General features: G+C 60.1%; 1 pseudogene. It reads left to right on the top strand.

Annotated elements, in window-relative coordinates:
- Positions 1–54 precede the first annotated feature (54 nt).
- Positions 55–203 (top strand): annotated as a pseudogene (locus tag HMPREF2559_RS01335) (IS6 family transposase); the annotation flags it as partial.

Genomic DNA, 203 nt, shown 5'->3' with positions numbered 1-203 from the left:
GGTGCTGTTGCAAAGTTGGGGCAGTAGGAAGACCGGCGTGGAATAATCAGGTCCATGGGCATCTTCTCCGGTCGGCAGTTCCCTCGTGAAATCATCCTGTGGGCGGTGCGGTGGTACTGCCGCTACGGCGTGAGCTATCGCGACCTCGAAGAGATGATGACCGAGCGGGGAGTGCCGGTCGATCACACCACGATCTACCGCTG

The sequence above is a fragment of the Corynebacterium sp. HMSC072G08 genome (genome assembly GCF_001809185.1).
GTDB classification, from domain to species: domain Bacteria; phylum Actinomycetota; class Actinomycetes; order Mycobacteriales; family Mycobacteriaceae; genus Corynebacterium; species Corynebacterium phoceense.
Note: the sequence above shows the minus strand (reverse complement) of the source record. Positions and strands in the feature narration are given on the sequence as shown.